20 protein-coding genes are annotated in these 26,277 nt (G+C 47.5%); 11 read left to right on the top strand and 9 right to left on the bottom strand.

Annotated features, from left to right (window positions below; all coding sequences use genetic code 11):
- Positions 1–128 precede the first annotated feature (128 nt).
- The gene (locus OIR97_RS13385; RefSeq protein ID WP_169542769.1) at positions 129–872 is read left to right on the top strand and encodes a cytochrome c biogenesis CcdA family protein; all 744 of its coding nucleotides are present in this window, start codon (positions 129–131) and stop codon (positions 870–872) included.
- A 6-nt stretch (positions 873–878) separates the two neighbouring features.
- On the opposite strand, the gene OIR97_RS13390 is transcribed toward OIR97_RS13385, so the two are convergent.
- Positions 879–1,067 carry a hypothetical protein gene (locus OIR97_RS13390; protein WP_169542770.1) on the bottom strand — a complete coding sequence of 63 codons (189 nt, stop codon included), beginning with the start codon at positions 1,065–1,067 and terminating at the stop codon, positions 879–881.
- Positions 1,068–1,370: 303 nt separating this feature from the next.
- Between OIR97_RS13390 and OIR97_RS13395 the strand changes: the two genes are divergently transcribed.
- A complete protein-coding gene (locus tag OIR97_RS13395; RefSeq protein WP_169542771.1) occupies positions 1,371–2,027 on the top strand; it encodes an SOS response-associated peptidase in 657 nt (218 codons plus the stop codon).
- Positions 2,028–2,031: 4 nt separating this feature from the next.
- Here the strand turns inward: OIR97_RS13395 and OIR97_RS13400 are convergent, their stop codons facing one another.
- On the bottom strand, positions 2,032–2,919 hold the full coding sequence (locus tag OIR97_RS13400; protein ID WP_169542772.1) for an RNA polymerase factor sigma-32: 888 nt from the start codon (positions 2,917–2,919) through the stop codon (positions 2,032–2,034).
- 187 nt (positions 2,920–3,106) lie between these two features.
- A complete protein-coding gene (locus tag OIR97_RS13405) occupies positions 3,107–4,354 on the bottom strand; it encodes an MFS transporter (protein WP_169542773.1) in 1,248 nt (415 codons plus the stop codon).
- A 184-nt stretch (positions 4,355–4,538) separates the two neighbouring features.
- Between OIR97_RS13405 and OIR97_RS13410 the strand changes: the two genes are divergently transcribed.
- The 3 genes from OIR97_RS13410 (at position 4,539) to OIR97_RS13420 (ending at position 8,504) form a co-directional block, all read left to right on the top strand.
- Positions 4,539–6,302, top strand: a complete 1,764-nt coding sequence (locus tag OIR97_RS13410) for a hypothetical protein (protein ID WP_169542774.1) — start codon at positions 4,539–4,541, stop codon at positions 6,300–6,302.
- 162 nt (positions 6,303–6,464) lie between these two features.
- Positions 6,465–7,310: an AAA family ATPase gene (locus OIR97_RS13415; protein WP_169542775.1), complete on the top strand. Its 846-nt coding sequence runs from the start codon at positions 6,465–6,467 to the stop codon at positions 7,308–7,310.
- 15 nt (positions 7,311–7,325) lie between these two features.
- Positions 7,326–8,504, top strand: a complete 1,179-nt coding sequence (locus OIR97_RS13420; protein ID WP_169542776.1) for a vWA domain-containing protein — start codon at positions 7,326–7,328, stop codon at positions 8,502–8,504.
- 34 nt (positions 8,505–8,538) lie between these two features.
- Here the strand turns inward: OIR97_RS13420 and OIR97_RS13425 are convergent, their stop codons facing one another.
- Entirely contained in the window at positions 8,539–9,090 is a 552-nt protein-coding gene (locus OIR97_RS13425) for a hypothetical protein (RefSeq protein WP_169542777.1), read from the bottom strand.
- 137 nt (positions 9,091–9,227) lie between these two features.
- A complete protein-coding gene (locus OIR97_RS13430; RefSeq protein ID WP_169542778.1) occupies positions 9,228–14,891 on the bottom strand; it encodes an RHS repeat-associated core domain-containing protein in 5,664 nt (1,887 codons plus the stop codon).
- A 251-nt stretch (positions 14,892–15,142) separates the two neighbouring features.
- On the opposite strand from OIR97_RS13430, the gene OIR97_RS13435 reads away from it, so the two are divergent.
- The gene (locus OIR97_RS13435) at positions 15,143–18,118 is read left to right on the top strand and encodes a penicillin acylase family protein (protein ID WP_169542779.1); all 2,976 of its coding nucleotides are present in this window, start codon (positions 15,143–15,145) and stop codon (positions 18,116–18,118) included.
- A 48-nt stretch (positions 18,119–18,166) separates the two neighbouring features.
- On the opposite strand, the gene OIR97_RS13440 is transcribed toward OIR97_RS13435, so the two are convergent.
- Entirely contained in the window at positions 18,167–19,072 is a 906-nt protein-coding gene (locus tag OIR97_RS13440) for a LysR substrate-binding domain-containing protein (RefSeq protein ID WP_169542780.1), read from the bottom strand.
- Positions 19,073–19,193: 121 nt separating this feature from the next.
- Here OIR97_RS13440 and argE point away from each other — a divergent pair, with 121 nt between their 5' ends.
- From argE to OIR97_RS13465, 5 genes are all read left to right on the top strand, one after another.
- Entirely contained in the window at positions 19,194–20,378 is a 1,185-nt protein-coding gene (gene argE, locus OIR97_RS13445) for an acetylornithine deacetylase (protein WP_169542781.1), read from the top strand.
- Positions 20,371–21,759 carry an MmgE/PrpD family protein gene (locus tag OIR97_RS13450; RefSeq protein WP_169542782.1) on the top strand — a complete coding sequence of 463 codons (1,389 nt, stop codon included), beginning with the start codon at positions 20,371–20,373 and terminating at the stop codon, positions 21,757–21,759. The genes argE and OIR97_RS13450 overlap by 8 nt, the downstream gene beginning before the upstream one ends.
- A gap of 48 nt (positions 21,760–21,807) precedes the next feature.
- On the top strand, positions 21,808–22,833 hold the full coding sequence (gene dctP, locus OIR97_RS13455) for a TRAP transporter substrate-binding protein DctP (protein WP_169542783.1): 1,026 nt from the start codon (positions 21,808–21,810) through the stop codon (positions 22,831–22,833).
- 66 nt (positions 22,834–22,899) lie between these two features.
- Positions 22,900–23,424 carry a TRAP transporter small permease gene (locus tag OIR97_RS13460; RefSeq protein WP_169542784.1) on the top strand — a complete coding sequence of 175 codons (525 nt, stop codon included), beginning with the start codon at positions 22,900–22,902 and terminating at the stop codon, positions 23,422–23,424.
- 21 nt (positions 23,425–23,445) lie between these two features.
- Positions 23,446–24,726 carry a TRAP transporter large permease gene (locus OIR97_RS13465; protein ID WP_169542785.1) on the top strand — a complete coding sequence of 427 codons (1,281 nt, stop codon included), beginning with the start codon at positions 23,446–23,448 and terminating at the stop codon, positions 24,724–24,726.
- Between the two features lie 13 nt (positions 24,727–24,739).
- Here the strand turns inward: OIR97_RS13465 and OIR97_RS13470 are convergent, their stop codons facing one another.
- From OIR97_RS13470 to OIR97_RS13480, 3 genes are read right to left on the bottom strand one after another with little or no spacing between them, the layout of a single operon-like run.
- Positions 24,740–25,240 carry a hypothetical protein gene (locus OIR97_RS13470; RefSeq protein ID WP_169542786.1) on the bottom strand — a complete coding sequence of 167 codons (501 nt, stop codon included), beginning with the start codon at positions 25,238–25,240 and terminating at the stop codon, positions 24,740–24,742.
- Positions 25,241–25,248: 8 nt separating this feature from the next.
- Complete coding sequence (locus OIR97_RS13475) at positions 25,249–25,800, bottom strand: response regulator (RefSeq protein WP_169542787.1); 552 nt, start codon at positions 25,798–25,800, stop codon at positions 25,249–25,251.
- Positions 25,801–25,815: 15 nt separating this feature from the next.
- On the bottom strand, positions 25,816–26,268 hold the full coding sequence (locus OIR97_RS13480; protein WP_169542788.1) for a MarR family winged helix-turn-helix transcriptional regulator: 453 nt from the start codon (positions 26,266–26,268) through the stop codon (positions 25,816–25,818).
- Between the last annotated feature and the right edge of the window lie 9 nt (positions 26,269–26,277).

Here is a 26,277-nt window from a genome sequence, read left to right on the forward strand (position 1 = left end):
TTTAAATCAGTACCATTTGTCGCATGGATATAACATCAATTCTTTCCTACAATAATGTGACTGGCAAAGTTTCATAGGAACATATATTTCGTCGGTAGCGTACTATTTTTCCAAGGTTGGGTAATATCATGGCAGCATCTGAAATTTCATACCTGGTCGCCGCAGGTGGCGGTCTTGTCAGTTTTCTAAGCCCTTGTGTTTTGCCACTGGTCCCAGCCTATATCTGCTTGGTCGCGGGAACAAGTTTGGAAGAACTGGAAGCCGATACTGCCGAGCGGAAGGCGATTAACCTAAAAGTCCTGTCTATGGCTCTGTTATTTGTACTGGGTTTTTCGACCGTCTTTATTTTGCTCGGTGCCGGTGCGTCTTACATTAATCAGATCCTGCTGCAGCATTTGGACATACTGTCAAAAATCGCTGGTGCGGTGATTATGATTTTTGGCATTCATTTGAGCGGCCTGGTGAGGATACCGCTTTTGTATAGGGAAGCCAGATTTAACGACATTGACAAGCCTCAGAACTGGTTTGGTGCCTATGTCATCGGCCTCGCCTTTGGTTTTGGCTGGACCCCGTGTATCGGCCCTATTCTGGGGACAATCCTAGCTATTGCTGGCAGTGATAGTTCGCTGGCGCATGGTGTGAGCCTGCTAGGGGTGTATGCCCTGGGATTAGGCATTCCCTTTCTTCTGGCGGCGCTTGCCATCAATCCTTTCCTGAAATTCATGCAAGGCTTTAAACGGTATTTCAAAGCAATGGAAATTGGGACCGGCATTGTCATCTTTGCCACAGGGCTGCTGATTTTTACAGGTCAGTTTCAGGTTCTCGCCTATTGGTTCCTGGAACTCATTCCCGGATTAGCAACTCTGGGATAAACTGTGTCAGTTTGCTTCGATGGCCTTGGCTGCGCCTGCATCCGCCATATCATTTCCTTGAATAACATAATTGATCGAAGGGCTGACATCATCTTCTAAACTTGCGAGGCTAGGTTCGGTTACCAGAGATAAAACAACCAACAAACTAAACATAATGCCCGCGAGGATCCAAGTTGCTGTAAGTTTTGTATACATTGCTCTGTCGCTCTTTTTTTAATCAGGGGACGAAGATAGTTGCTTCGCTTGTTTATCGATCTAGGGTTTACCAGCGCCCTTTCAATAGCGCTTGATCACCCCTCACGTCGATTTTACCCGCTACATCTGTTGAATGTGCGGAGCGTCACAAAACTGGACACCATTTTCTCGTATCCCCTTCTTATATAAAGTTTAATCGTTCTAGTATGTAAGTAGAAAAGTGTGATATAGGTTCATCTAACCGATCGAGATTTTGGATGGAAAACCATGTGCGCACGCTTCAGCATAAGTAGCCCACTTGATATGCTCAGGACACTTTTCAGCTTCAGTCCTGATTTCCACTTCTCTCCCTCCTATAATATTGCGCCGGGATCACAGGTTCCGATCATCCGCAAGGACATCGCGACAGGTGAAGCCGTCGTATCAAATGCCCAATGGGGTTTAATCCCTGGCTGGTCAGGCACATCAAAGCCACGCTCGAACCTTATCAACGCACGACTTGAAACAATCGACATCAAACCATCGTTTAAACATGCGTTCGCTGGGCAGCGCTGCCTCATTCCCTGTACGGGTTACTATGAATGGAAAACAGATAGTCTTGGTGAAAAGCAGCCCTATTTGATTTTTTCAGCCTCCAATCCACTCTTCTTTCTTGCAGGCCTATGGGACACGGGATCAGCCCCACAGGAACATGATCTTGATTGCTGCACGATCGTTACAACGGAGGCAACCGGAACTCCAGCGGAAATCCATTCAAGAATGCCTCTAACCGTTACTCGAGATTATTTCACAGAATGGCTTGGAGGAATGGACAGAACAAGCGTTCCGTCGCCATCCTACCGTGAGACTTTCAGCTATTACCCCGTTCATAAAAAAGTCGGCAATGTCAGAAACAACACTGCCGACTTGATTGAAAAAATCAATTTGGATGAACAGCCCTCCCAAGGAAGCCTGTTTTAGAAGGTCAACTCAATCGATGAGGCGACATGCTCGCTTCGCGACTGATGCGTACCATGGAAAGCTTTAGCTTTTCGAAGGCTTTATGCTCGATTTGCCGGACCCGTTCTTTGGTAATTCCCAATCGGTCGCCCAAAGCTTCCAGGGTTACTTTATCCTCATTAAGCCGCCGTTCCCTGATAATCATTTGTTCCCGGTCTGATAATTCATCCAAAGCGGACACTAGCCAGCGCCCCCGGGTATCTCCATCACAGGTTCGGATTGTAATATCTTCAGGAGACGGTTTGTTATCGACAAGAAAGTCTTCCAAACTATCATCACCATCCTCACCAATGGGCGTACTTAAAGACTGATCCCGCGAGGCCAGCCGGTTCGACATCGCCTCTACCTCTTTGATCCCAACCCGAAGTTTTTTTGAGATGGTTTCAAGGGTATCTTCTGGAATGGTGCCGCTTTCGCTTGCCTGAATCTTGGCGCGAAGCCAACGTAGATTGAAAAACAGGGATTTTTGGGAGGCACTTGTACCGGATCGAACAATCGACCAGTTTCTCAAAATATAGTCCTGCATCGCGGATTTTATCCACCAGCTGGCATAGGTGGAAAATCGAATTTCGCGCTCGGGTTCAAATCTGAAGGCCGCCTGCATAAGACCGATATTGCCTTCTTGAACCAAATCCCCTTTCGGCAAGCCATAATTATTGAATTTTGACGCCATGGACACCACTAGTCTGACATAAGCCAATACAAGCTCATGAAGTGCAGCTTCATCTTCCGAGTATCGCCATCGTCTGGCAAGCTCAAATTCCCGTTCCCTCGTAAGCATTGGAACGGACATCGCAGATGAGATAAAGGCTCTGTTCCTTTTGACAGTAGCTGTCGCATCGTATGTTGCCATTTTACTCCACCCTTCTCAGTAGCTTTATTAGTTTCCTTCCCAGGTCGTGCTTCTTTTATTATAATATTTCTAAACTATGAATGTTTTTACTTGATATATCAAGATAATTTTTATTTCTCTAATATTAAAGAAATACTCATATGCACACAGTCATTTTCTTGCGATTTAAATCACAAATGTGTGAATACTATGATGTTGGAGTAACGGTCTGTTTCATTGGATCGACAGACGCAAGGTAAAGAAGAGCCGCGATTCCCAGAACGATGGCAATGCTGACAAAGGAAATTTGATACCCGGTAGTGGGATAGAAAGCTAATCCCCAGCCAAACATAGACTGCATGAAACCAACCCCTAAAATACTGGTCAGATTAAGGGTTGAGTTCGCCCGCCCTACCATATAATCGGGAAATGTTGCGCGGCAATGAGCTGCCAGAACGACATAATGCTGCTGCAAAAAACCGATTGAAGTAAATAAAATACAAATCGACCACAGTGGTAATCCATCCAAAAGGCCCAACAATAGAAAGGCCAGTATTTCGGCTAGCACCGACACGATAACGATCTTCTTGCGGCTTTCTGTATTTCTCTCAACCCAACCAAAGAACAAGGCACCAGCAGGAACTGCAAGAACCATTAAAAGTAGTATCTCGCCGCGTTGCACGCCGTCCAGACCATAAGCCTGCTCCAGAAACGGACCACCCCACATACCAAGAATGGCCGTGGCAGGCCCAAATGCAACAAAGCCCATTGCCAGCAAGAAAAAGAACCGGGGATAAACGATAACCGAAACATACCCCCTAACGCTCTCACCGATTGATGTCGGCTGCTGGGCGTCTCGTTCATAGCCTTCGGGTTCATCCTGAATGATCAGCATGCCGGCAACAACAGCAACTAGCGTAAATAACGCCACGATCAAATAGGCTGGACGCCATCCGAATTCTTCAATGAAAAATGCTAATGGATAGGACGCCAGAATGCTGCCAATGCTGGAGGCTGCCATCATCCATGAAGCCACCGTCGCAAATCGGTCAACCGGATACCATTTCGCAAACAGGACATAGGCTGACATCATTGTGATAGAGAACCCGCCCCCAAGCAGCATTCTGGAAATCAACAATTCTTCATAAGACGTGGCATAGGAAAGAATGACACATCCCAAAATCGCAAAACCAACATAAACAGGCATTACTTTCCGAGAACCGAACCTATCCAGAAGCATTCCGTTCGGCACCTGCAACACAGCGGATGTAAAAAATAACACCGCCGCAAGAAACCCCAAACTATCCACAGAGATTCCAAGGTCCGAAGCCACAGGAGGCAGAGTAACCGCTCCGGACAACCGGTGAAACTGGCCTAGACCAAAGAGGATCGCACTAATGATAAAAATATAAAAGGCGCGACGTCGCACAGACACTGAACGGTTATCATTGTTCATAGACAGAAATTCTTTCTTTTCTTTCCAGCTTCTGCCTGAACGGGCCAGTTGTCAACGGTCACAAAAACTTCCACTTCACGACCACCACCGAAAGTGTTATTAAATTGTAATATAAAAACCCTCAGGTTATCACTGAGCCTAAAACACACGATAAAGTAAAAAAATGCTAAGAAACGGCAATACGATGATTTTAAGAAACCTTTTTCCTTTCTGCGCCTTGTTGGTCCTTTCGTTTGGTCTTGGCGCCTGTTCGTCTGTTACAAAGGGAACCACTCAGGAGATTTACGTAGAAACCATTGATGTTGAAGATGCCAACTGCACCCTAACCAACGACAAAGGGAACTGGACAGTCAGCAATACACCTGGATTTGCGACCGTTACTCGCGGAGGCGGTAGCCTCCGTGTGGAATGTCAAAAAGCAAGCTACGAAAAAGCCGAAGAATTGATTTCCGAAAAATTTGAAGAAATGACTTTGGGCAATGTTCTGATTGGCGGACTCGTTGGCATCGCTGTTGATGCTGCATCCGGCGCTGCTTTTCGTTATCCAGAAACGATTTCAATACCAATGACCCTGCTGCCAGGCCACCAGATACCTCTATCACCCGGTCAAGTTCCGGTCGCAAATACTCTTGTTTCGCCATCAGGGATCCAACGAGCCGCTGTTTCTCCACCTTCCAACAACCCTGAGCTTAAAAAGCTTCAGGGTAACTGGATGGGGTATGCCGGTCATGGCTGTATTGATGTTTCTGGTCGCGCCTCTGAAGTTACCATTAAAGGTGAAATTGAAGCAGACAATCTCAAGATTGAAATCAACACGGCGTCTATTCAGGCTGGCAAGGCACCGCCCTACTATGCAGAAGCAAAGATACCTTCTTCAAAGACAATCACCTTTCTGGAACCCTATCAAACGATCCAGAAACTTGATATCAATATGAATAATTCAAGCCGTTGGATAAGCGCAGTGTTTGATAACAATTGCGAGGTCAAATTAAAGCGGTCCCCACGAACCAGAATTTCCAAGGAATTTGATCCCAGCAATGCCAAAATCAAGGCACAGCCAACGCCTGCATCGCTCACCTCTTTACAACCCGCCGATTTACAACCCGCCGAAAAAATCAGCGTTCAACAGACTATGCCGGCCTCCCCAACCATTTGGCGGGGACGCAGTCCCTATGGATGCGTTTATCACAATACACGCCCTGCCGAAATATTAGCGGACGCAAGCATTAAAGACGGTAAGATTTCTTTAGGACTACTTTTAAAAAACGTTGGTGACATGTCGCCAGAAGTTTTTAATGGGGAATTACCGATCCCTCCGACTGATTTAGTCGTCTTCGAACGCCCGTTTTCATCTGTTGAAAAAGCGTTTGTTTCTATTAACCGACAACAGAATAGTATTTTCATCAAATTAACTGAGCAATGTGAAATTAACCTTCAAACTGTCACGATTACAGCTCCAGGAACAGTTCCGCCGAAACAAACAACCCGTTCTTTCCAGCAAGCACCCGCTCATCAGGAGGCGGCCCCAAAGGTTCCAGGAATTCAACCTTTGAATGCCAAGGCTCTGAAACAGATGCAAGGATATTGGACAGGGTATGAAGGCCTTGGTTGCGTACATACAATTGGGAGTTGGCCGGCCTCGGTAACCGTTGGCGCCCACGTCAAAGACGAAAGGATCAAGTTGCTGTTTGAAATCAGAAATGTATTTGCAACCCAAAGCATGGGTGACTTCCAGGGGGAAGGCATTATTCCTGCCACTCAAAAGATGCGATTTGAAAAACCTATTGGAGACGCAAATTTCGCGCTAATCAACTTCTCAAAATCGGGGCAGTATATTTCGGTTGACTTGGACAATACCTGCACAATCCGGCTTAAAAAGACCAACAGACGAACGATACCAGCAGATTTTAAAGGCAAACCACCTGAAATCCAAAAAGCCGCCCTCTAATCTGAATTTTGTTTGAGGATAACAATGACCCCAAACTTTGGGGTCGTTGTTGACTTTTTGTCAATTTGCTTGATCATTCCAACCTGATTGCCTACTTTCCATAGCAAAGTCAGGCGCTATCGTTAGCGCTCAGAAAAACAAAAAGCAAACTGAGAGTACAAGATGAAATTCCAAGGTACAGACAATTACGTTGCGACTGAAGACCTTATGATTGCGGTCAATGCTGCTATTACTTTGCAGCGCCCCCTTCTTATTAAAGGAGAGCCGGGCACTGGTAAAACCGTTTTGGCTCAGGAAGTCGCAAAATCACTCGGCAAAAAATTTATTGAATGGAACATTAAATCCACAACTAAAGCCCAGCAGGGTCTGTACGAGTATGACGCAGTTTCCCGCTTAAGAGATTCTCAGTTAGGGGATGATAAAGTACATGATATTAAAAATTACATCCGCCCGGGCAAACTTTGGGAAGCCTTTACCGCTGATGAAAGCCCTGTCCTGCTGATTGACGAAATTGATAAAGCTGACATTGAATTTCCAAACGATCTGCTGCAGGAACTCGATCGGATGGAGTTCTTTGTTTATGAAACACAGGAAACGATCAAGGCGGAACAACGGCCTTTGGTGATCATCACATCCAATAATGAAAAAGAATTGCCAGACGCCTTTTTACGCCGCTGCTTCTTCCATTATATCAGCTTCCCGGATGCTGAAACCATGGAACGCATTGTTGATGTTCATCATCCGGATGCAAAACAGGAACTTGTGCGGGATGCACTGCAGGTATTCTTTGACGTACGCGAAACGCCTGGCCTGAAGAAAAAACCGTCAACAAGTGAATTGCTTGATTGGCTCAAACTTCTGATGAGCGAGGATCTGCCAGAAGACATTCTGAAATCAAAAGATCCATCGAAACTTATTCCGCCGCTTCATGGAGCATTGTTGAAAAACGAACAGGACGTTCACTTGTTCGAACGCCTGGCATTCCTTTCCCGGCGTGAGCAACGCTAAGCGGAGGTCGTTCCCATGTTTGTGAAATTCTTTTTCACTCTAAAGGACGCGAAAATTCCCGTCACCTTGCGGGAATACCTGACGTTGATCGAAGCATTAAAAGCGGGCTGCGCAGAATATTCTGTGAACGACTTTTATTTTCTGGCCCGGACAACCTTGGTGAAAGACGAAAAGAACCTGGACAAATTTGATCAGGTTTTTGGCCATTGTTTTAATGGCATTGAATTTATCGGCGATGATCAAACTGTTGAAATTCCTGATGAATGGCTGAAAAAACTGGCTGAACTCTCGCTAACAGACGAAGAGAAGGCACAGGTTGAAGCCCTTGGCGGGTGGGAAAAACTAATGGAAACCCTTCAGGAGCGCTTGAAGGAACAGGAAAAACGCCATCAGGGTGGCAACAAATGGATTGGAACGGCTGGTCGCTCCCCGTTTGGTGCTTATGGTTATAATCCTGAAGGGGTCCGTATCGGACAGAAGGAAAGCCGTCATCGTCGCGCGGTAAAGGTCTGGGATAAACGGGAATACAAAAACCTGGATGCGGATGTCGAACTGGGCACCCGAAATATTAAAGTCGCGATGAAACGACTGCGTCAATTTGCCCGCGAAGGCGCCGCTGACGAGCTGGATCTGGATGACACCATCCGGTCAACAGCTCGCAATGCAGGTTTTCTGGACCTCAAAATGCGCCCGGAACGCCACAATACGGTCAAGGTCCTTATCCTGTTTGATATCGGTGGTTCTATGGACGATCATATTAAAGCCTGCGAGGAACTGTTTTCTGCTGCCCGTACTGAGTTCAAGCACCTGGAATTTTATTACTTCCACAACTGCGTTTACGAAAAGCTTTGGAAAGATAACAAGCGTCGCCATGCAGACTTTAAAGCCACATGGGATGTCCTTCACACCTATCCGGCTGACTACAAACTGATTATCGTCGGCGACGCCACGATGTCCCCGTATGAAATCGCCTATGCCGGGGGCAGTGTTGAACATTGGAATGAAGAGCCTGGACAGGTCTGGATGGAAAGAATGCTTAACATCTATCATAAAGCGGTTTGGCTAAATCCGGTTCCTGAAAAATATTGGGACTACACACCTTCTGTGCAAATGGTCAAACAACTCATGACAGACCGCATGTACCCTCTGACCATCGGCGGGCTTGAAGATGCCATGAAAGAGTTGAGCCGCTAGGGCTTTTCAGACTTATAGGCCGCGTTCTCGCGGCCTAATCTTTTTCTTCAACAAACTTGATGGACGCAAGCAGTCTGGTGACCCGTGCCAAGGTTAGTTTTTGCAAAATAATGCTGATCAAAAGATAATATACAGCGACATGCAAAACTGTGTCGTTCAATAACGTTCTCGAATAATAGATGCCTGCAATCACTGCCATCATTACGAAGAACCATAACCGGCCACAGGTTTTCGCCCGTGGGATCAATTTTTGCAATTTATCACTATGAAGCTCATGCTTGTACCAAAGGTCAAAAACCGTCGAGATGCTTAAAACGGGAATAACAACAAACAACACCAGCAATCCGACACTATAGGCACCATGCCCGGTCTTAACCAATTCCATGGCAGCAATGACCAGAGAATACTGACCATCCAGCCCAAGATATCCGTTCAACGTGACCAGAGGGGCAGCCACGCCAAATCCCAAAAGCGCTGCTGCAAAAATCGTCAACAGCCCCACAAATCGATCGAACCCGACCGCATGCTTGGAAATGGTATTATATCCGGATCGACCGACCAATAGTCGCTCAAAAAACTGACGCATCTTTGTTGTCCCTGTCCTTTTCTTTTAGGTTTATCGTATTGACATAGCGAATGGCAACAAAAGTTCTTTATCATAAAAAAAGGGCGGCAAATTCGATGCCGCCCTTTTTATATTTAGACCAAAGAACAGAAGTCGGTTTAGTCAATGGTCCCCGGGACAGAAGGACGTTCTATCGCGGGCCCTTCCGCCCGATCCGACCATTCTGAAGAGTGCCGACTTTCGCTAACAGGCTGTGTGACCGATTCAGACTCCGAATTTTCACCGCTCCGTTCAACGCCAGGACCTTGGCCTCCATCCGAAGACACTTCCGCATCTGAACCGGCATCTGAGTGCCCATACTGTCCATCCCATTGCACTTCATGCTGCCTCAGGATTGCCATCCACTCATCCGTTGGCAAAAAGGCTCTGTCATCAAATTTTGCCAACCGCAGTCCCTGCACCGGTCCTAGAGCGCGGAACCAGAAGCCACTTGTTCTTGGATTTGCGGAACTACGCTGCTTAATGATCGTAAACGATTTTCGGCTCCAGGCGTTGATATAGGCCAATGGACTGGCCGCAGGCGCCAATATTATCAGCGCCAGGTTTCGCAACCAAGCCGTTCGAAAATCGGCCCAGTCATGATTGGGAAGTGCCGGAAAAATAGCCGCAAGGCCGCCATAATATCCTGCGGATCCAACAAGATACCACGCATACATCTGCATAACATAGGCAGGATACCATAGGGACTGCAAACGTGCATTCCATGAACCAGGCTCAAAATGCCTCGCAAAAAACCCACCTCTGGCATTAAATTTACGATAGGCGATCGAGGCTTTGATGATCGTCCGACGCCACCACGGCATTGCGGCGAGATCCTCCTCCGTCATATTCTGGTCGTAAGTTGGGTTTGGTGCCTTCGTCATAAGATAATAGGGCAGAAGAGCCGCAGAGCCGAGGAAACTAAACACAAAGGTGCGAAGCAGTCTCCAACCGATTTCTTCACCAAAATCATTCATTCCGTCCGAAACCATTGGGAACCCACGGGCCCAGCGCGCCAGATACGTGATTGCCGTGAAAGCAACCAATTGAACCGATACTTTCCAGAACATGCGACGCAGGGAGGCTGATAAGTAGTCTTTGCTTGTCGCACCTCGTTCAGCAATTCCTTTCCAATAGTACGCTTCGTTCGCTGTATACCCCTTTCCATATGCCGAGAAGGCCGTAACAGTCATCGCGTATAAGCCCAGATCCTTGAAAAAGCCTGGTGTCACCACGTTCCCATCGGAAAATGTATACGACGTCGGGAACCACCATGCGAGCAAGGCCGACCCAAGCAAACTTTGCAAATAGCCCCCCGTTCGCGTCCACCCTTGCATGTAACCCGATTGTGCAATTCGATCATAGGCAGCCTTATCCTGCGCGTCCGGCTCGTCACCCACGGGCGCAGGGCCCACTTCCGGTGCCTGTGCGCCCGGCAGGATGCCAAAGGTCCAACTCCAGAAACTTGGATAACGCACCCAATTTTCAGGTGCCGGCAAAACGTCACCTCCGTCATCACTAAGGGACACTTCTCTCAAGCGAACAATCTGCGGATCCGCCATAGCCTGTTCTTCAAGGGATCCATCGGACGCGTTGGATTTTACTTCAAGCTCTACGCCCTGAAGAATTGGATCAGGCCGGGATGGGAGTGCAGATCGTCCTGCCTCAATATCCATGGCATATGTTGGACTTTCCATCCGACCATCACGGTCAACAAAATTGACCGGGTCGCCACTGGTGTACGCATAGGCGTCTTTAGTCGCGCGGGCAGGATCAATGCTCAAATATTTACCGATCGTCGGGTCAAGCAAACGGGCGCCCCCATTTATCAGCTGGGTTTCCGTGTCATATTCGAGCCCCGCAAACTTGAACCGGAAATTATTATTACCGCCAGTCAGGCCGTTATCCTGGATCATTCCGTATGGATGATAAAAGACCGACGCAGTCTGATGACCTGCTTCGTCAGACACAGAAATCACACTGCCGCGAATATCATAGTGAAAATAAACCGAATGAGCTGCTTTAGGAGTTCCGTCCCCCCCTTCCAACGCCGCGTGGGCCGCTGGCGTTAAAATTGCCATGAGAAAGGACGCCATTACGAAAGAAGACACAATCGTCATAGCCGGGTTTCTACGGGATGAAGACATAGGGAAGACGACCCTGTTCGACCGATCGGTAACTCTTTCGAAAACTGCCAGAGAAAATATCGCAATTGAAAAAATGCCGAGCAACATCATCAATCCAGTGTTCAAATGGCTGCTTCCTGCTGCAATCGCTTTATCAATAAGGGTGCTCAACTGATGCTGAAAAGTCCCATGTGTTTCATTTCCAGAAGCAGGCGCAAAACCAGCAAAATCATCCTCTTCCAGTATTTTGGTAAAGGCCGCAACACGACCCATATAGTCCCAAACATACCGGGTCGCCTGCATACGACCCTCGTCTAAGAGCGATACCTCATAAAAAGGATCAACGTAAAAGGTAGTGGATCCTTCTTCAGCCCGTTTTTCTAACCGCTGTCCTGTATGATCATAAACGAACTCAGTCACCGCTGATACACCGCCAGAACGAAGGTTGCTTTTCAGAAGATTATTTTCAATATCGAATAGAAATTCTCTGACTTCACCGCGTCGCGTAAGTTGATTGATATTGCCAAATTTGTCATAATTTATGCCGGTTTCCTGCCCAGACACATTGACGCTTTCAGGGTCCCGCTGACGGATTTCGGTGCGATGGTTAAACCGGTCGAACGATTGACGTGCAACGACGCGCCCATCGATTGTGTCCTTATAGGTCTTTAGACGTTGATCTTCTGTATAGGTATAGTCCCGTTTGGCATGACGAACGGTCTTGCGTTCTTTCAAGTAACGATTTTCTTCGGATACCAAATCCGTGCCGGGCTTGAAATCATACGCGAGCCGCGAAAAAACCTGTTCCGGGTCCTGTTCACCGCGGTATGTAACAATTTCCGTTATTTTACCGTCGTTCCCCCACTGATAAGTTTCGACAACCTCATTGCCAAGAAAACGGCTTAGCTTCTTTGTCCCGTCTTCAGAAATTTCAGGACGATATTCAATGATCGGTTTATCCAGGCGTCCCCATCCATCCGGCGCCTGCTCCAACCAGTTGATCCGGGCAAGACGGCTTCCCTCATAGGTGTAACTAATTTTAGAACCATCGGGATAGGTTACTGTCTTCAACTGATCATTCTGATAGTCATAAAGCAGTGTAAAGCTCAGAAACTCTTCATCAGAAACAGGAAAGCGTACGGTTTTTTCCGTTACAAGGCCTTTGGTCGAGTATAAGAACTCAACTTCATGCCCCTCAGGTAAAATGGCCTTTCCAATTTTCTGCGGGTGTTGGTTTGAATAGGTAAATTCATAGAATTTCCGATTGGGTAGGGTTTTGCGTTTAAGTCTGTTCTGGTCGTCATACTCCAAAAAGAGAGTTTCATCCGCCCGGCTTATCTCGGAAACAAGGCCCTGTTTGTTATAGTCAAAAGACGTATCGCCATACCCTTCCTTAACCTCACGTATAATTTTCCCTTCCCGATTATACGTTATCTCCTGAAAGCGACCGGCTTCATCCATTACTCTGGTGACCTGCCCTTGCGGAGAATAGGCATTCTCAAGGTAGCTTTCGGAGCGCTGTGTCCCGTCCGGCCCGATCTCCTGACCCGATATTTTCACAACACGTCCCAAACTGTCTGTTACTTTTTCAGCCCGTTTGGTAAGCAGGAGTTGATCATCCTCAGAGAACATTTTGACATTATTCAGAACACGCAAATAACCGTTTGCCAGGGTCTCTTTCGTGACTTCCTTTACAATTGACACCTTTGAAGACGATGCTTTTCGCGGGTCCGCGATGTCAACGCGCTGCCCGACCTCAAGGCCCGCCGCATCCAGGATCAGCTGAGTTCTAGACCCATTGGGCAAGACCTCTTTGATAACCCGTCCCGTCCCTGCATCATATTCCAAGAACGCCGATGTTAATGTTTTCCCTTCCTGCATTTCCACGGAAACCGGAAATGTTTTAAAAGCATCATCATATTTAATGCGTGTTTCAGTATTTCCCTGACGGGCAACAATAATATTTCCGTGTCTGTCCAGCTCTTGAGAGGATGTCTTATTTTCCAATACTTGCCCCGCACGGGTTCCGGTAATGGTTGACCCGGTTAACAGATCACCGTCGAAGCGGTAAGCCCATTCCTTGGTTGAAACCTCTGAAGTCTCAGCGGATTTGAACTGGCGTGACACCAACAGATTGCCTGCATCTTCCGCCACAGGACGAAGTGCGACCTGATCCAGATAGGTGAAAGAATGCTCTCCCTCCTCTGTCGTGATTGAAACGATCCTGCCTTTGGCATCATACTTACGTTTGTGAGTAAGCATCGTTGTTATCTGCCCTGACGGATTGTATTGCTGCGCAATCGTTTCCTTCAGGAGTGTACTGGTTACATGTGCCGCTTTGTGCGGTGCATAGACATAAGTTTCATCAGATAAGGGCTGGAAAACAGGGGCTGGGTCACCGTCTTCAAAAGTAACATCAGCAACTGTTTCTTTCACAAGTATGCCCGCAGTTTCCCCTTCTCCAAACTCCGTTAAGGACCCAATCCCGCCATCAGCCGGATAGCTTTTGGCCAAACCAAACCCTACTCTTTTTCCCTCCTTAATCTGAGGCTTTTCAAACAGATAATTTTCTACCCCCATAAAACGTCCCTGATCTTTCAGAACAAGGGAAGAAAGAACTGGGCCGGACTTGGTTTTGCCATAAGTAAACTCTGTTTCCCCGCCCCGGCCATTTTGAACGGCTGACAAAAGGCCCCCTTCTTTGGTCCAGGAAAATTCATAAGGCGCGAAGCAAGAAAGCGATTTACCTTCTCCCTGGGCGCATTCACTGAGTGTGGAAAGCATCCCTGACCGGGAATATGTCAATTGATAGGCCCGCACCAGTTTTTCAGCGACAGAACTTGTAAGGCCAATAAGCCGCTCTGGATTTTTGTCATCATAGGTTAAATGAACCGCACGCAGGTTCCGCTTTTCGGCCTTATCCTGACCATAGTAAATTGTACTGATGGCACCTGTTTTTGCGTCATACCGGTATAAAACAAAATTTTCAAACCGGTCAAAAATAGTGTTAATTTCCCACGGCCCTGTTTCCAGCGTATCCATAGTTGGTGCCGTATAATATTGACGCAGCCCATTCCCATCCTTCAGCAGAAAACCCACATCAGATTTCTGCAAGAGAATACGCGGATCATTGGGTAAAGAATACAAAGTCCCAGACTTCGCCCCGGTTACTGGTATCAATGGCACGTTGCCAAGACAGTATTTTCCCCCCTGACCACACTGAGTAATGCTTTCAGGATGGGTCAGTGCAACTTCAAATCCGGCGTTCTGATCGACTTCGGATTTCGCAATACGGATCTTTAGATCCGGTTGCAGGCCGTTGGTGCCCGGTGCGATACCGATTGGAAAACGAGCTTCTGGCATTCCACGATACCGGTCGACAGTCACATAAAACTGGGCGTCTTCTCGCTCAAGGGTAGAGCCTTGTTCAGGCGGTAATTTAATGTGTGGGCGAAGTTTTAAGATCAGCGAGAGTTCTTCATCAAGCTTTTTTCCGATGAGACTGGGTTCAAAATCCAAAATTGTTTCGGCAGTCACCGTTTGGGTTGTGTTTGCATAAACCCCAGTACCCATCACCAGACAGGAAAGGCCAGCTGACAACAGCATTGCCTTGATCAGAGCTTTAAATCTGCAGGGCAGAGTTTCCGTTCGTTTCATTATACGTGCACCTTTTTCAAGCTGAATGTAGTTCGCTCGCGTCTCAAAAGACGGCTTTCATTAAAAGGAGAACGCAGGAAGAGCAGAGTCTGTGAGGAACCCATTTAAAAATCATACGATTTCACGAAAGGCCTGGTTGCGCTGTCTTAGTAAACATCAACAAAATTAGATTGTTACAGACAAAGGTATCTCAAATGAAAAAAAACTTGCTAAAAAGGAGCATATTAGCGTGCACTGCATTGGCTATATTAATGGGCTGGAATTCCGCCGCGACAGCATCCTACAAAGTCTCCCGAGATGAATTTGGTGTCCCGGCGATTGAAACTGACGACACATTGGAAATGTGGTTCTCTTATGGTTTCATGCAGGCACGCGATCGCCTGCTTCAACTTGAAATTCTAAGACAGGAAGCCTACGGAAATCTGCTTACGGATGAAAAATTTCTGGCAGAATCCGATACACTGGTTAGCCGGCAAACGCGCAACTGGCGCAGAAAACATTTATTTCCAGACTTACGCAACACTTTAAAGCAGGAACTCTCAGATCTGCCCGGTGGCTATGGAATGCAGGAAAAGCTGACCTGTTTTGCCAAGGGCATCGAAGCTTTCAAATCCCTTCTGTTACCTACAAGCGCCCAACAGGATGATCTCAGTGCAGATTGTATTACGTCAGAGAACCTCAGCAACCTGCTCGTCGCGGAGTTTGGTCCGGACAAACAAGTACCGCCCCAAGAGGTGGCGTTTTTAAACGGCAAATTCCAGTCAGTATTGTTTGGAAAAGACGAAAAAAAACATGCCGATTTTTATACCCCCTGGTCAGCGATCGACAGCATGGCACTTTTCCAGCTTCGGGTAATGCATGAATTTTCACTTCGTAACACCGAGATGAAAAACCTCACTTTGCTAAAGTCTCTTATCGACCAGAACAATCAAAATACGCAGGTTGCGGTTCAAAAGTTCAACTCTGTGAAGTGGGCCCTTCTTGAAACAGCAAAGACAACCCTGCCGACAACCGCTGATCATGTTGAGATAGCAGCGAAGCAGAGGCGCCAGTATCATCAGGCGCTAATTGAAAACACCCGGGTGATTGGCAAAGGCTATTCGATAAATGGCTGTGAAATTCAAAATCCGGAAACTTTAAATGGTCGGCTTGAGGAAGCCGTAAGATTGGCTTCTCATAAGACCGAAGCGCCCTTTGCCATGAACGCGAGCAACTGGTGGGTCATTTCTCAGGAAAACTCCGGTAATATAAACAGCCTCCTGTATAACGGGCCCCAAGTACCGGCACCAGATCCAAGCCACACCTATCAAGTCTCGTTGACCAGCAATCAGGAAGATGATCCGTTTCGATTTTCCGGAAGCGGTTTTGTCGGGACATTGAATTTTTGGCAGGGTCACAACGAGACAATGGCGTTTGGTTTGACAGCAGGAAACGCAGACGTTTCAGATGTCTTCTGTGTGTCACTTGAAAGAAAGAGAAGCGATGAAAACTGGTCTTTTCAAGGACATCCCTTCCTTCCAATTCTGGAAGGAAACGACCTCAAAGAATTCCAAAAGGTCGCCAGTACATATCAGAGGTTGTTTAAAAAGGAACTGCAAAATATTTACACACTCGGGAATACAGGCTGGCCCGTTCTTACGGTCGATGAAAATGCTGGTGGGAAAACCGCAACGGCATACATTCTACGTTATAACTGGCAAGGGCTTACCGCAAAAACAATCCAAAATTGGTTAAAAGCGACACAGGCGAAAAACCTCAACGAGTGGAACCGTTCTCTAGATGGTGTCGCTGGCAATTTCAACCTGTCTGCCGCCCACAAGGATGGTAGCATCGGATATCGGCTTGTCGGTGCGCTTCCCCAAAAAAAAGGGACATCCTTCAAGAGCCACGATCCGAAAGAATGGCAATATTATCCAGACTACGATCCGCGCCTGCCCGCACCGTTTTCGCCCTTTGATGGTTGGGAAAATGATGGCGGCTGGATCCTGCATGGGAAATATAATCCCGTAACGACGTTCCATAAGCTTTCATTGGATCAGGATCAAGCTCCGACAGCAAGCAACGCGCGTATTCAGTATATTGCCAACTGGAACCAAAAGCCGTTTATCAATATGCCGGACACGGATCTGGATTACGACAGCTACACGCCCTACGATCGCGTCTTCATTCTGGAGCAGGAAATGCAGGGCCGGGCGGAGCCATGGACGTTGGAAGCATTATTGGATTTTAACGGCCGCTTACAACGGATGGACGTCAATTACTTTGCGTTCAAACCATTTCTTACATACCTTGAGGTTCAATCGCAAAGGCTTGATGAACAGACAATAAAGGCGATCAGTCTTATCAATAGCTGGAACGGGATGAGAGGTAACTATCGCGGCAACGATTTACGGGGCCTGCATAAAGGTCATGTTCTTTTTTACCATTGGCTGGAAAGCCTGAACCGGCATATCGCCGCAAGACTTTCTGATGACAACCTTGATGTTAGCCTGGCTGAAAGCGATACCTTTCTCTTAGGTCTTCATGAAGAGAAAAAGGACGACGGTGATGCGGATCCCTCAAAAATTCAAAAGGAAAACCTGAAAAAGTGGTCGAAAACTTTTATAGGCCAGCTTGAAGCGGGCCAGATGAAATTGAAACAACCCAAACTCAATCATCCTGGCACGGAAATTCCAACAATTGAAACCAGTCATAATATTCATCTGGCAAGCCGGATTATTCTTCAAAGCCTGCACGCGGCCTTTGCCGATGAACGCTTGACGATATCCGGCATGAGTGAATTCCCGGAATTCTCATATGACAAATATCAGTTCTTTCTCTTGAAAGACGCCGCCGATGCCAAGTCAGTTATGCAGTCTGCCTTGTCGTATGCATTGAAAAAAACGGCCGAAGACTGGCCTGAGTATGATAGCCCTTCGGCCTATATGGAACGCGAATCTGCTACCTATACAGGCCTAACGAAAACGCTGGGGGCCAAGGATACCCAAATCGGTTTTAGACCTGAAGCCCTTAACACCCGGCATTTCCGAAACCGGGGAGCCTTCAACATGGGGGCCGCGCTGGGTTGGTATGGCGTCGACGCAAAGAATATCAGTTCACCCGGCATTCGTGAATATCGCAATGCGCCGGGAGCAGGTCATCCAACGCCTGGTAATGGAATTGAAACCGACAATAGCGTCAATCAGCTCCCGCTCTATCAGGAAAATGACTATCGGGATATGAAATAAACGAAAGATCATGTTTGAAAGCCCGCCGTAATTTGGTGGGCTTTCAACTTACAAAGCTGCGACTGTTTTCTCGATCCAACGATAAAAACTTTTTATAATAGGATCGTTCGCATTTTCCGGAAGTGTCAGTAAATAGTACCCGGAATTGAGGGATAACTGCTGAGCACCAATGGCAACCAGTTTTCCTGATGCAATATCAGTATGCACCAGACACTTTTTGGCAAGAGCAACACCTTCACCATTTATCGCCGCTTCAATGACCATCCACTGCTGAGAGAATTCTCTCAAGTTCAAATGGCTTGTATCCTCAACACCCTGATTTTTCAAAAACTCCTGCCAGGAGGGATAATCCTGAATAACAGAAGGGTGTTTATCCATGAGCAACGGAAAATCGGTAAAGTTTTCAAGCGACAGCGGGCGACCATCCACTCCCTGCAAAGTAGCGGAGGCCACCAGCATAAGTTCGTCCCGTAGGATTTCTCGTGTCCACATATTAGCCTGATGGGCATGCCCATACCGAATGCCCACATCACCATCGGAAGGATTGAATTCATTCACTAATTCGACTGTTGATACAGAAATATCCAAATCGGGCCACAAGGAACGAAAGTCGGTTAGCCGAGGGAGTAGAAACTTCATCGCAAAAGATGCCGTTACCGAGATGATCAGGTTTTTCCGGATCTCAGGCCGTCCCACCGAACGGGTGGCACCCCGAATTTCATCCATCGCCTTTGAGATTGCTTCAAAATACAGTTGACCGGCCTCTGTGAAAGACAGCCCCCGGTTACTGCGTTGGAATAAACGACAGCCAATCCATTTTTCCAGCGCATGCACCTGCTGACTGATCGCACCAGAGGACACCCCTAATTCTTGTGCCGCTCGGGCAATATTCAAATGCCGTCCGGCCATTTCGAACGAACGCAACGCATTTAGGGGGGGTAGAGACTCAGCCACCGGCTCACCATTAGTTTATCTAAACACAAAAACAGAGTTACTAAATTCCATAAAACTAATTAATTAAATATTCTATCCATAGTTTAGGGAAAAAGTCGACCATTCAATTGGATAACAAAAAATGACCAGACACAATTCAAGCGTAACTCTATCAATTCTTAAGGATCTGGTTTCCTTTGATACGACCAGTTACAAATCTAATCTCCAATTGATTGACTATGTTCACAATCTCCTTTCAACCTATGGTATTGAAGCAACGATCATAAAAGATGCGTCAGACCAAAAAGCAAATCTATACGCAGTAATCGGCCCAACCGACAAACCTGCTGTGGCACTGTCAGGGCACACGGATATTGTCCCTGTTGACGGTCAGGATTGGACCGTAGACCCCTTTTCCCTTTCAATTAAAAATAACAGGGCCTATGGCCGTGGAACGTGTGACATGAAGGGCTTCATTGCATCTGTGTTAAGCGCGTTGCCAGCCCTCACTGAGAGGGAACTGAAACGCCCTGTCGCAATTGTCCTTTCCTATGATGAAGAGATTGGGTGCACGGGCGTTCGTCCTATGATTGAGGACCTGCTGGCAAAGAACATACAAATCGGCGGCTGTATCGTCGGCGAACCGTCTGCCATGAAAGCCGTGACAGCCCATACGGGCAAGCAGGTCTACCGCTGTTCTTTTAACGGGACCGCCATGCATTCTTCATTATCACCGGGCGGCATCAATGCAATTTCATATGCAGGGCAGGTCATCAACGAGATCAGCCGTATTGAAAAAATTCTTAAGGAAGAAAAAACCGACGACACCCGGTTTGCCTATCCCCATCCCACCATCAATATCGGAATGATTCAAGGCGGGAAAGCTGTCAATATTGTTGCCGAGCATTGTCAGTTTGATGTGGAATGCCGCTATCCGCCTGGGTGCGACCATCGCTTGTTTACCGATGGCCTGCCTCATTTCATCGAAACACGCACGCATCCTTTAATGGCGAAAGAAGCCGATCGGGCAGGTGCATCCTGCCAAAAAATCGTCGATTATCCAGCGTTCACAATTCCGGACGATGCTGAAGTTGTCCAACTTGCCCGGCGACTTTCTGGCTCGAACGATGATATCGCTGTGAATTACGGCACCGAAGCCGGACTGTTTAAGGCCGCCGGTTTTGAAACTGTCGTCTGTGGTCCTGGCGACATAGCGCAGGCTCATCAGGCAGACGAATTTATCGAATTAGAGCAGCTTTCATTGTGCGACAGCTTCATCCAAAACCTGGTCGGAGAACTGGTTCATGATGGAGGGGCTCATGGTTGATTTGTTACCCGGCTTCGACTCGGCACGATCCATCGCAAACTGGATTTCAGAGTCGCCCATCATTACCGACCCAATGGCGAAGGAACGCGCGAAGGCTGCATTTATCGACACAATCGCCTGCATGCTTGCGGCCTGTGATGACATTGCCACCCAAACAGTTTTCAAGGCCGTTAAATATAGTGGTCAAGGGGCCTGCTCGGCCATCGGTCGCACCGAAACCTTGTCCGCTGAAAGTGCTGCCTTACTAAATGGCACCGCCGCTCACGCTCTGGATTATGATGACAACTTTCTCCCTGCGGTTACCCACGCATCTGCCGTTCTCGTACCTTCCCTTCTTTCTTTAGGAGAAGAGGTGGGTGCGTCGGGTAACCAACTTCTTGATGCCTATATTGTCGGGCTGGAGGTGCAGGCGTGGCTTGGTCGTTTCATGATCCCGGCGCATTATGCAGCCGGTTGGCATGCGACCTCGACGATCGGAACAATCGGGGCCGCAGCGGCCTGCGTACGGGTTCTTACACTAGATGACCAAAGTGCGCTGGGCGCCGTCAGTCTCGCCACCAGTATGGCGAGCGGATCCAAATTGCAGTTTGGAAGCATGGCAAAACCATTGCATGCTGGCTTGGCTGCGCGCGCTGGAATTACGGCCGCCCGGCTCGCCGCAGCAGGCGTTAATGCAAACGAAGATCCGTTTCACGGGCCTTGGGGTTTCATCAGTCTTCATCACGCCTCGCAAACCCCGACGAATGCGCCGTCGGGCCAGCTTGCTATAATTGAGGCCGGGTTGGCTCAGAAAAGGTGGCCATGCTGCGCCAGTGCGCACCGGACATTGGATGCCATTTTTCAACTTCGTCAGGAAAATGATCTCGACCCTCATCAGATTGACTATATCGAAACGACCATACCGGACTCCAACGTCAAAAATCTTCGTTTTGATAATCCTGAGAATGAAAACGAGGCCCGGTTTTCCATGCCCTATTGTGCAGCTTTAGTTGCCCTGAACGGCAAAATGTCACTTTCAGATTTCACACCTTCGGCGGTTCGACGTCCTGAAGTAAAGGCGTTTTTACCGAAAATCAGAATGAACAGCGCCGGGCCCCAATCAGATTTTGGGACCGGTATTTGGGACATACCGGCTGAGACCAGAATTACAACAAAGCAGGGGGATGTTTTCGAAAAAATCATATCTCACCCTGTTGGCACTATTCATCATCCAATGGGTGAAAATGAACTGTATCAGAAATTTTCAGAATGTGCGGCCTCACTCCTCTCACCAGAACAAACAGACGAATTCTATACCCGTCTACTGAACTTTGAGAATGAGCCAGTCCGTCATATTGCTTCGCATCTAAGACGCCGCGAAGTGCCATCAACCGTAAACTAAAAACCATAAACGGTCACACTACTAACAGGGTTAAACTAGGAGGACATTATGACATCAAGACGTATTCTACTTAAATCAATTGCCGCTCTCTCAGCGGGGGTTATGCTAGCAAGCACGGCAGCCGCTGCAGAAACATATAAAATTGATGTTTCACTTGAAACCGGCCCAAATCACATCCGTAACATCAGTGTCAAAAAATGGGCTGATGCGCTAAACGAACAGTCCAACGGACGCCTAAAAATCAATGTCTTTGAAGGAGCATCAAAATTCAAAGGCTCATCCGTCCCGACAGCATTGGCCCAAGGAACGCTCGACATGGGTGTGCCCGGCACCTGGCATCTAACAAAATTCATTCCTGACTTCGGTGTGATCTTCCTTCCCATGTTCTTTGGCCATGATCGTCAAGTCAGTTATGCCGTAATGGACGGCGAGATTGGGAACGAACTGCGTAATAAAGTTGAAGAAAAACTGAATGTTAAAATCGTTGGCCGTTTCATTGATATTGGCGGGGCGATCACCTTTATGAAAAGCCAGAAAATTTCTGGTCCTGACGGATACAAATCTCAGCGGATCCGCATTGCCGGTAGTGCTGCGCATGCCCGTCGGTATGAAGCTCTTGGTGCCAATGCGGTTAAAATCTCTTGGCCCGATGTGCCACAGGCTCTGCAAACCGGTATGGTTGATGGTGTGATGACCGCGTTTGAATCCGTTCGCAGTGCAAAACTCTGGGATTCTGGCATTAAATACGCGTATGTCGATCAGCATGCCTTTCACCAGTATGTTCCAATGATTAATCGCCAGCTTTGGGATTCTCTTCCTGCTGATCTGCAGGCACTTGTGGAAACAACATGGGAGAAAGCCGTGGACCCACAACGGGAATTCACAGCCCAACGGGATGCAGATGCACGGGCAGAAGCCATCAAAAATGGTATTATTGTCGTCGATGCCTCAGCAACAGATGTTGAAAAACTCCGCTCCCGGCTCATGCCTATTCAGGCGGATGTCATTAAGGAACTCCGGATTGACCCGAGCTTCGCGGACCGTGTCCAAAAGGCGATCAAATCCTCTTTATAATATCGTTACGTATGCACTTACGGGAAAGCAGGAACCTGCTTTCCCGTTATAGGCAGGGGAAGTCCAATGGCTTATGCAATGAAAATCATAAAAAAAATTGAACATTTTCTAATGGCAACACTCGCAACAATTTCGCTTATCCTCGCAGTCTGGGAAATGTTTATGCGATATTATTTTCCAAGTTCGTTACCTGACTGGACCTCCGAAGTCGTTATCTATCTTATCACGGCATCTGTGATGCTTTCTGGCGGACTTCTTGTTTCTGAAAACAGGCATGTACATGCCGATTTTTTCTTGCGCATGATCCCGGCAAACCAGCAACGGTATATGGAAATCGCCTTTTGCCTTCTCGGTATGGGGGTTTGCTACATCATCATGGAACGCGGCTTTGGCATCGTTGATTTTGCGTATCGGCTGGATGAAAGAAGCGACAGCTCCCTGCAATTCCCGGTCTACCTTTATTACGCCTTTGTACCGGCCGCTTTCGGCTTGATGCTGCTCCATTATACCCATCGGCTGTTTAGCTATATTTTCACTTTCGACATCGCGACCATGACAACGACAGAAGTTGATCTGGAAAACGCTGACTAACCGGCCTGAACGGAGATTACCATGTTTTTCCCATCTGTATTTACGGGCCTGTTTGCGCTTCTGGCGACAGGCATGCCCATTTTTCTTGCTTTGGGTGTGATGAGCATCCTGCTTTTTTATCATGAGGGCGTTCCGTTAATTGGCATGCCCCAACTGATCGTCGATCATCTTAATTCAATCACCTTCCTTGCGATCCCGTTTTTTGTTATGGCAGCGACCTTTATGCAAAAAGGTGGCGTCGCAAAAGCACTCGTCGACTGCGCCTATGCCTGGGTTGGCAGCGCACAAGGGGGCATTGCGATAGTTTGCGTTGTTGCCACGGCTATCTTTGCCGCCATCTGCGGTTCCTCCGTCGCGACGGCTATGGCCATGGGGACAATTTTGGTTCCTGCGATGATGGAGCGAAATTACGAACGCAAATTTGCAGTCGGGATCGTCGGTTCTTCGGGAACATTGGGCATCCTTATTCCGCCCAGCATGGCGTTCATTGTCTATGCCATCATTGCCGAACAATCGGTTCCCAGACTATTTCTGGCAGGCGTTGTGCCGGGCCTGTTGCAAGCAGGTCTTTTTATTGCATGGAGCCTCTACTACACCCGCAAGAAAAAATACGAGAGGGGGGTCCGGTTGCCACGTGATGAGTTTATCCGTGTGAATGTAAGGGCACTGCCGGCGCTTTCTTTGCCCGTTATTGTTTTGGGCGGCATTTATGGTGGATTTGTAACCGTAACAGAGGCTGCGGCTTTATCAGCCCTGGTGGCCATCCTGATCAGTGTCTTCTTCTATAAAGGATGCACACCACAGGAGGTAATCCCCACCATTGCTGAGGCCATCAAGCGGGCAGGCACTATTGTCTTTATTATCATGATGGCTTTAGCCTTTGGTCACTGGATTACAGGGTCAGGCTTTACGCAATCGCTCACCAATATGGTGATCGAGTATGATATTGACGGATGGCAGTTCTTGTTGCTCATCAATGTTCTCATGATTTTTCTGGGAATGTTTCTAGAGAATTTTGCCGTGCTACTGGTGGTGGTTCCCTTGGTTCTTCCACTCTTGAAACCATTAGGGATTGACCCTGTTCACTTTGCTGTAGTTGTCACGGTCAATCTGGAACTGGGTTTGTTGACACCACCAGTTGGGTTGAACCTCTTTGTTCTGACCTCTATTACCAAGGCACCAATCAAAGAGGTAATCCAGGGTACATTACCGTTCATTCTTCTGATGTTGGTTTTCTTGATGCTGGTTACCTATATTCCAGAAATTTCTCTGTGGCTGCCCAATCTGGTCTACGGCAGTTAATAGAGATCGGCGGCTATTGAAAACGTTTGATAGCCGCCGACAACATGGCTTTGAGTTCGATGCCCACCTGACCACCGTCCCCATGTATGCGCCCATTAATCGTCGCCTTCATTGCATCCGTATGCGCCTTAATGATTTGAACATGGTTATCCGAGACACCCGCATTTGAGCCGGTGAAGTCATATAAACTATCGCCGAAAGTGGAAACGAGTGGATAGCCAAAAGTGCCCCCCTGCCCCTTCATTTCATGGGCAATTTCCTGAATTTTGCGATAGGAATTTACCCGTTTGTCCGGAAAATTCACACAGACTTCGACAAGAGCCGTCATTTTGTTCAAGGTCCCTTGAACCCAATCAGGATAATCGGAAATTACTTCCTGAAACTGGGCTTCCGTTTCTTCAATCAATTCGGGAGGGAATGAGATATTTTCCGCCGTTGCACCTATCCCCCCTGCTTTTTCCAACAAGCGGTTTCGAATACGGTAAAACCTGACACTGACTTGCGGTTTTTCCACGATGGCTCCTATTCGTAAATAATCTTAACTTCTGGGCTTTTTTCATTCAAAAGACGCTTATCGTCACCTTTAAACGGTAAGTTTTTTCGCCTGCGATCAGGTCCAAAATACGTCTGGTTTTGAACAAATTGCCGTTGACTGGTAATAATCTGCATTACCTTTTCAGCAACGCTATTAACGGAAAACGGTTTGGCCATCACTTCACTGACGCCCAAATCCCTCGCCTCTTCGACTTTTTCCTTATCGCCGAAACCTGTCACCATCAAAAACGGTATAAACCGGTTAAAGCTTTCCTTGTGAGTTCGAACCCATCTTAAGAACATAAGACCGTCAATCGGAGCCATCTGCCAGTTAGAAACGATAAAATCTACCTGCATAGCACCGGCTTTGACTGGATTTTCTTTCACAAGTTTCAGAAACTCGATCGCGTCCTTAGCTTCGCCAAATGTTTTTACAGTTCCAACGCCCAACCCCAGAAGCGTGGATTTAATCAAGGAAACCATGTAGGAATTGTCGTCAACAACGATAATTGTGAACCCGGACAGATCAAAATCGGACACTTGTAAACCCTTGTATTATGCCAACTTAGACAGCAGTTCTAATATTTTACGCTGTTCTTCATCATTTAGGGAAGCTAAAGTTTTTCGAGTCACCAAAGCGGCTGTATCGAAAAGGCTATCGGTAAGTCTTTCCCCTTCTTCGGTCAACCGAAGGAGCATTCGCCTCTTATCATTGTCATCCGCACGCGTTTGAACCAATCCCCGGTCAATCAACCGCCGCGTCACACCTTGAATAGTCGCGGGATCCATCGCTGTCAGGCGCCCCAGATGATTTTGCGACAACTCTTTTTCATCCTTGAGTTTTGCAAGAGCCGCAAATTGCGTCGGGGTTAATTGAACATCCCCAAAATGACTTTGAAAAATAGAACTGGCCCGCTGATGCGCGCGGCGCAATAAGTGTCCTATTTGTGCCTCTACACGATATTCATGAGAGGTGTCCTCTTCAGAGGAGGTTCGTTTCTCGATCATTTTCTGTTC

Origin of the sequence: Sneathiella aquimaris (assembly GCF_026409565.1) — a bacterium.
GTDB lineage: Bacteria > Pseudomonadota > Alphaproteobacteria > Sneathiellales > Sneathiellaceae > Sneathiella > Sneathiella aquimaris.

What these genes read in the sequence shown, in the direction of transcription:
- OIR97_RS13415 (WP_169542775.1), top strand. Translation starts at nt 6,465, where the DNA reads ATGAAATTCCAAGGTACAGACAATTACGTTGCGACTGAAGACCTTATG.
- OIR97_RS13480 (WP_169542788.1), bottom strand. Translation starts at nt 26,268, where the DNA reads ATGATCGAGAAACGAACCTCCTCTGAAGAGGACACCTCTCATGAATAT.
- OIR97_RS13410 (WP_169542774.1), top strand. Translation starts at nt 4,539, where the DNA reads ATGATTTTAAGAAACCTTTTTCCTTTCTGCGCCTTGTTGGTCCTTTCG.
- OIR97_RS13390 (WP_169542770.1), bottom strand. Translation starts at nt 1,067, where the DNA reads ATGTATACAAAACTTACAGCAACTTGGATCCTCGCGGGCATTATGTTT.
- OIR97_RS13405 (WP_169542773.1), bottom strand. Translation starts at nt 4,354, where the DNA reads ATGAACAATGATAACCGTTCAGTGTCTGTGCGACGTCGCGCCTTTTAT.
- OIR97_RS13420 (WP_169542776.1), top strand. Translation starts at nt 7,326, where the DNA reads ATGTTTGTGAAATTCTTTTTCACTCTAAAGGACGCGAAAATTCCCGTC.
- argE (WP_169542781.1), top strand. Translation starts at nt 19,194, where the DNA reads ATGACCAGACACAATTCAAGCGTAACTCTATCAATTCTTAAGGATCTG.
- OIR97_RS13425 (WP_169542777.1), bottom strand. Translation starts at nt 9,090, where the DNA reads ATGCGTCAGTTTTTTGAGCGACTATTGGTCGGTCGATCCGGATATAAT.
- OIR97_RS13465 (WP_169542785.1), top strand. Translation starts at nt 23,446, where the DNA reads ATGTTTTTCCCATCTGTATTTACGGGCCTGTTTGCGCTTCTGGCGACA.
- OIR97_RS13430 (WP_169542778.1), bottom strand. Translation starts at nt 14,891, where the DNA reads ATGAAACGAACGGAAACTCTGCCCTGCAGATTTAAAGCTCTGATCAAG.
- OIR97_RS13395 (WP_169542771.1), top strand. Translation starts at nt 1,371, where the DNA reads ATGCTCAGGACACTTTTCAGCTTCAGTCCTGATTTCCACTTCTCTCCC.
- OIR97_RS13435 (WP_169542779.1), top strand. Translation starts at nt 15,143, where the DNA reads ATGGGCTGGAATTCCGCCGCGACAGCATCCTACAAAGTCTCCCGAGAT.
- OIR97_RS13400 (WP_169542772.1), bottom strand. Translation starts at nt 2,919, where the DNA reads ATGGCAACATACGATGCGACAGCTACTGTCAAAAGGAACAGAGCCTTT.
- OIR97_RS13450 (WP_169542782.1), top strand. Translation starts at nt 20,371, where the DNA reads ATGGTTGATTTGTTACCCGGCTTCGACTCGGCACGATCCATCGCAAAC.
- OIR97_RS13460 (WP_169542784.1), top strand. Translation starts at nt 22,900, where the DNA reads ATGGCTTATGCAATGAAAATCATAAAAAAAATTGAACATTTTCTAATG.
- OIR97_RS13385 (WP_169542769.1), top strand. Translation starts at nt 129, where the DNA reads ATGGCAGCATCTGAAATTTCATACCTGGTCGCCGCAGGTGGCGGTCTT.
- dctP (WP_169542783.1), top strand. Translation starts at nt 21,808, where the DNA reads ATGACATCAAGACGTATTCTACTTAAATCAATTGCCGCTCTCTCAGCG.